The organism is Coleofasciculus sp. FACHB-712 (assembly GCF_014695635.1).
GTDB lineage: Bacteria > Cyanobacteriota > Cyanobacteriia > Cyanobacteriales > FACHB-T130 > FACHB-T130.
Window position 1 is genome coordinate 1 of the sequence record NZ_JACJOQ010000162.1, and the last position, 6,168, is coordinate 6,168.

The following is a 6,168-nucleotide window of genomic DNA, read 5'->3' on the forward strand; positions in this document are numbered from 1 at the left end:
TTATAATTGCCAAAGCTGTAGTCGATGACGCCAGTGATGGAACCAGTGAAGGTGTCGCCCACATTTACTTGAGGTTCACCGTTAATAATGGCATCGTCGATAATAATCCGTTCTGGGTTAAAATCCCCCGGCTGAACTACAATACCGCCCCTGTCCGTTCGGGTGCTAGCATTCACACCATTGTCAGCCAGGACGGGAATTTCACCAAAATCATTGGTAGGCGCTACCGCTACCGCATTATTCACCTGCACCCGCATTCCTTCTAGGCTTTCGTAGAAGTCAATGCCGTCTTGCGTCGGGTTGAATATACCTAATCCATCATCATCAATCACTTGAGTTGGAATCGTGCGTCCACCCTCACCCAAAATAGTGCTATTAGGTAAAGGATTGCCCTTGGAAATTGTTGCAATCCCTGCATTCCCCACAATAATTTGAGTTGTGGAGAGACTGCTGCTATCAGAACCGCTAGGAATGAATTCATCAACAATCCCGCTAACCAGAATAGAGTCCCCAACACTGACTTTGGGGGTTATCCAAGTGAGGACGAAAATCCCCTCGGAGGTAGCATCATTCGTGTCCGGATTAGGATCTTGCAGATAAAATCCATTTGACTTTACTGCGGTGACGATACCAGGGACTTTGGAAACCAACTGACCCACCAAGGGCGATGTATGGCTAGCACCTTGAATGTCATGGATGCGAAGATTACCAGCTTCTAGTTCGTCGTCAGTTACGGTTACGGTAATTGTGCCGTTAATATATTGGGTTGCAGAAGCTGTTAATGTCACTGTCTGAGAACCCTCTACAAACGGATCGTTCACCGCATCAATTGCGAAGGTTGCTGATGCCTGATTTGCTGGAATGGTTACAGTTGTCGCAACGGTAGCTTCGCTGGTGTCGCTGCTGAGTAAGTTAATCGTGAGTGACTTTGATAAGTCTCCGGTTCGGGTAACAGTTCCAGTGGCAGCACCTGCACCCGCAGCTTCTGAGAAGGTAGCGGAGTCAACCGTCAAACTAAGGGATTCTGTTATTTCGCTGCCAGTATTTGTCACTGTAAATGCACTACTGGGCATCGTCAACCGTTGGGTATTATTGCCCGTCCAATTCGCTGGGTTGCTGATTTTTGCAAGTAACTCTGCTCTAGTTCCGAAAGTGCCGTTAGTAATGTTATAAGTTGCGTTATCAATTTCTGGGATAGATACCGCCGTTAACCCGTTTGTTAATCCTGGCGGTAATGCAGAGTTATTGTTACTGGTCGCATTCTCTGCCCATGCCGAATCGTTACTATTAATTGCATAAATAAAAGTGGGAGCTGTTGCCAAACCCTGGTAGGCAAGGATTTGATCCCCATCGCTTGAAAGTTTCATTGAACCAACACCCGGATTGACAATTTCGCCAACCGAGTAGTTTCTATTTGCTGTCCAAGTCAGGGTTCCTTCACCCTTTCTAAATTCGTTGCTGCTTTGCCAACCTTTATTTGTAAAGTGAATTGCAGTTCCAGAAGCAATATCTTTTAGCAAAACAAAGGCAAATTGATCGGGATCGTCAAAATTGAAACCGATAATGGCGATGTCACCAGCAGCAAGCGTTGTCGGAGCCATATAAGTCTCTTTTCATTTTCAATGGTTGTCTAGAACTGTGAAGTCAAGTGGGAGTAGTATGGCGATCGCTAAATTCCAATTTTCAGGAGCGATCGCCATACTACTGTTTCTTCACAGAGATTACTCTTTCCCTCGGCAGGTCAAATTGAGCCAACCTACTTGTGGTAAAACAGATACTTTGGCAAAATCTATCTCTCCAGAAAATTGGTTGTTTGTAGCCAACATCATCAGCACTTATCTCAGTGCCAAGGGCAGGATTTCAAACTTTCCTTAGCCTAAATAGCGCCCCCCTAAAGATATTCAGTTGATGTTAACAAACCCTGATAATTAATTCTAAGTATAAATTAAGCTGGGATGAAGTTGCCGTAAATTCACGCAATCTTCATAAACCATCTTGGTACTAAGAAATCGCTATCTCTGTAGATATACTGAGAGCGGCAAAAAGTGGGCTAATACTTGTCGGCAACCACCCTCTATCTTGGGAGGGCGAACCCTGCTGCGGGGCTACCTTAAAGTCGGACAGGGAGACCCCACCCCGTCTACAGCAGGGTGGTTTCATACAATCCTTAGAAAATTTCGAGGCATTGCGACGTTTTGTAGGGATATGGCAATCAAAAAGCCCCTACCGCCAACCAAAATCAACGTTACAGAATTTTCTTTTAATAAATGAAACCACCCTGTTACCGCTCCCCGTCCACAGCTACCGTGTATATACAAGTCTTCTTGAATTTGCAAGTCCCGTTTTGATCCCCCAACCCCCGCTAAATTGGGGGGCAATCAATTTACATCAACTTTGCCTTTAAAGTCACGCTGAATCCGAGACTGAAGACTCGATAAACTGTAATAAACCGACTTGTTGCATCCGCTCTTTGAGCCAGTTATTAAACATTTCGTCAATCAATCGACGGCGCATTTGTTCATCTAGCTGTGCTGGCAAGAACTTTTCAAGTCGAACGATTGCATACCACTCTTCCAGACGAGTAGGAGGCCATAACTGTCCCGGCTGACTAATGGATAGCATTTTTGCGATCGCTGGATGCAAAGCACTCAAACTTACCGGGCCAATGACTCCCCCAGTGTGAGCTTCTGTTCCTTGGGAATATTCTCTAGCTAACTCTGCGAAAGATTGCTCTCCTTCCTGAATTCTAAAGTAGACTTCCTGGGCAATTCCCATATCTTTGGTACGAATTAAGGAACACACTACCTGGTCGAGACTCGCTTTGCGAGCGATAAAATAAGACTCGACCTTTGAACTCCAAGTAGCCATCTTAAACTTCTCTAGCAGCAAGGGTCGTACAGCTAAGTCTTCCAGTTGTTCTAAGGTCATGCCTTGGGATACCGCCCAAGCTTTTCGCGCTTCCGGGGAGGTGAGTTGGTGCTGCGCGGCAAACTGCTCTACAGCCAATTTGCGCTCTGCATCCGTGCAAGAATAGAGCGCGATCGCTTCGTCGATAATAATCCCTTGCAAAAACTGGGGCAGCAACTGATAACGGCTCAACAAAGACGGAATCTCATGTGCCAGAATTACCTTGCTGCCAACTTGAAAAATTTCCGCCATCTCAAACGCAGATACACGTCTCTAAGTTTTCCTTGATTACATAAGTAGCTCGGATTGGTCTTAAACCTTTGCTACTGACCAAATCCTATAGCAGATTCGGTCGTTATCTTTACAGAAGTGTGGATTGAACTAGAGAATTGCCAGATGACGCAACTATTGTTTTGGCTGAAATCAATAGAGCAATTGGGATGATTTAACAGCGGGTAAAGATGAAATAATTTCCTAAGTTAAGCGATCGCGCAACGCCATCCTCCGCAACTTGCACTTCAATTAGACCGAATTTACAAGCAAAGTGGGTGTTATCTATCAGGATGCAGGGCACATCTTGGTTGAACATTTTGGTGTGGAGGAACACGCGATCTGCCTCAACATGGATCGTCAGCGTATCTAGATATGACGTGTAGCTGCCCGCATAAGATGCCCAAGCCGAGAAATCCGGCACAAACGAAGCATCGAGTTCGATGCGTTCGCAGGGTGAAGAGTTGACCATAATATACCGCGTCGGCGCTGCTTCTTCGAGGATAAAACCAACAGGAATTTTTTCTTGGCTATCTGGCTTTTGTGCAAAATAAAGGTCTTTTTTGATTGCCTGTAAAGGCATCACCTGCTCGTTTAACTCAAGCATCAGCTGACTATCCACCACCTGAATCTTGAGCAAACCCGTCTGAGGTCCCAAATATAATCCTGTATATTGCGACCATAACGCGGTATCGGGCGCGATCGCTTGCGGCTTCGGTGCCTGCTTTGGCAGATTCAGGAGTTCGTCAAAGATTCGGTTGACGATTTTGTAAGCAGCGAAGTCAGGGGCGCGACGGTTGAACACCAGCGAAACTGCAACATCAGCCTCCGGAACCATGAGGAACCAGCTACCAAAGCTGCTAATTGCACCATTGTGTCCGATTCGACGTATCCCCTTGTAGGGATCAACCATGAAAGTCAGTCCATATCCCGCCCCTTCCGCCGTATACCAGTCTGCATGAAGTGTTTGCATTTGGGCAACCGACTGGGGTGAGAGGATCTGGCGATCGCGAAAACAACCCTCGTTCATGTGCATCATCGCAAAGTTTGCCAAATCTAGCACCGTGGAAATGATAAATCCCGCCGGATAGCCAGCCGTATTGTCAGCAAAGCGGCGATCCACACTTAATGTTCCATCCTCATTCTGGTTGTGCGATTGAGCAATTGGATAAGTCATCGCCACCGTCGGATCGAATGTTGTGCGTTGCATCTCCAAAGGATCGAAAACCAACTCTTGCATCAGTTGTGTAAATGGCTTACCGCCGACTACCTCAGCGAGATAACCAACCACCATAATGCCGGGGTTGCTATAGGAATACAGCTTGCCGGGAGGTGCAATAATCGGGTACTTCGGGATCTGGTCGCGGACGTAAGCCTCAAGTCCGTCTGGATCGCGCCGACCAAAATTTTGGGCATCCGTGGGGAGTCCAGAAGTATGAGTCATCAGCATCCGTAGGGTAATCTGTTCAGCAGCTCCCTCCTCGCTGAGTGCGAACCAATCAATGTAATCTTTAATAGGTCGATCGAGGTCAAGATTGCCCGTTTCAACCAGCCGCATCACCGCAGTCCCAGTCAGCGGCTTGGTGACAGAACCAATCCGAAACAGAGTTTGCGGCGTCACGGGGATTGAGCCATCTTCCACGCTGGTGACACCAAAACCCCTGGCATAGATGACTTCCCGATTTTGCACAACCGAAAGCGCCACGCCTGGAATAGCGGAGGCTTTCATCTGTTCTTCGATTTGCTGTTCTAATTGATAAAAGTTAAGCATTTGTCTCTACATCCAGAATTTTTGTCATTTAAGGATTTCATCGGATATTGTGCATCTCGCTAACAATCCGGGTAACAGCGAGGGGGCTTCCGTGTCCCTAACGGTTACGTAGACTAAACCCGCCTTGTCTACCGTAATCATTCGGTTCGTTCCCCCAAATCCATTACAGTTTAAAGAGATAACTAAAATCCGATCCTTAAGCTTATAGGGAAATCTGGAATGCATTTGAGTGAAATTACTCATCCCAACCAGTTGCACGGTCTATCAATTCGTCAACTTCAGCAAATTGCCCGTCAAATTCGGGAAAAGCATCTCCAAACTGTAGCCACCAGCGGCGGTCATTTAGGACCGGGATTGGGGGTCGTAGAACTGACAATCGCTTTGTATCAAACGCTAGACTTAGACCGCGATAAAGTGACCTGGGATGTTGGGCACCAAGCCTATCCGCACAAGCTACTCACCGGGCGATATCACCGCTTCCACACACTGCGCCAAAAAGACGGCATCGCCGGTTATCTCAAGCGGTGTGAAAGTAAATTCGATCACTTTGGCGCTGGTCATGCTTCCACCAGTATTTCATCTGCTTTGGGCATGGCGATGGCGCGAGACCTCAAAGGCGATAACTTCAAAGTCGTGGCAGTGATTGGCGATGGGGCACTCACTGGCGGCATGGCGTTGGAAGCAATTAACCATGCCGGACACTTGCCCAAAACGAATCTGCTAGTGGTGCTGAACGATAACGAAATGTCAATTTCGCCCAACGTCGGCGCGATTCCTCGCTATCTGAACAAAATGCGTCTCAGTCCGCCGATGCAGTTTATTACAGATAATCTTGAGGAGCAATTCAAGCATATTCCCTTTGTCGGTGAATCCCTGACCCCAGAACTGGAACGGGTGAAAGAAGGGATGAAGCGTCTGGCAGTTCCTAAGGTAGGGGCGGTATTTGAAGAACTCGGCTTTACTTATATGGGACCAGTGGATGGTCACAATTTAGAGGAACTGATTGCCACCTTTAAGCAAGCACACAAGATGCAGGGACCAGTCCTGGTTCACGTAGCAACAGTGAAAGGGAAAGGCTACGAAATAGCGGAGAAAGACCAAGTCGGCTACCACGCACAATCCCCCTTTAACCTCGCAACTGGGAAAGCGGTTCCTTCCAGCAAACCCAAACCTCCTTCTTATGCCAAGGTGTTTTCCCACACGCTGGTCAAACTCGCTGA

4 protein-coding genes and 1 pseudogene are annotated in these 6,168 nt (G+C 47.3%); 2 read left to right on the plus strand and 3 right to left on the minus strand.

Annotated features, from left to right (window positions below):
* Positions 1 to 1,601: pseudogene (locus H6F50_RS04380) on the minus strand (hypothetical protein); the annotation flags it as partial.
* 37 nt (positions 1,602 to 1,638) lie between these two features.
* Here H6F50_RS04380 and H6F50_RS04385 point away from each other — a divergent pair.
* Positions 1,639 to 1,875, plus strand: a complete 237-nt coding sequence (locus tag H6F50_RS04385) for a hypothetical protein (RefSeq protein ID WP_190426718.1) — start codon at positions 1,639 to 1,641, stop codon at positions 1,873 to 1,875.
* 531 nt (positions 1,876 to 2,406) lie between these two features.
* Here the strand turns inward: H6F50_RS04385 and H6F50_RS04390 are convergent.
* Positions 2,407 to 3,159: a peptidylprolyl isomerase gene (locus H6F50_RS04390; RefSeq protein ID WP_190426720.1), complete on the minus strand. Its 753-nt coding sequence runs from the start codon at positions 3,157 to 3,159 to the stop codon at positions 2,407 to 2,409.
* Positions 3,160 to 3,352: 193 nt separating this feature from the next.
* Positions 3,353 to 4,948 carry a serine hydrolase domain-containing protein gene (locus H6F50_RS04395; RefSeq protein ID WP_190426721.1) on the minus strand — a complete coding sequence of 532 codons (1,596 nt, stop codon included), beginning with the start codon at positions 4,946 to 4,948 and terminating at the stop codon, positions 3,353 to 3,355.
* A 219-nt stretch (positions 4,949 to 5,167) separates the two neighbouring features.
* On the opposite strand from H6F50_RS04395, the gene dxs reads away from it, so the two are divergent.
* On the plus strand, positions 5,168 to 6,168 hold a 1,001-nt coding region (dxs, locus tag H6F50_RS04400), incomplete at its 3' end, for a 1-deoxy-D-xylulose-5-phosphate synthase (RefSeq protein ID WP_190426722.1).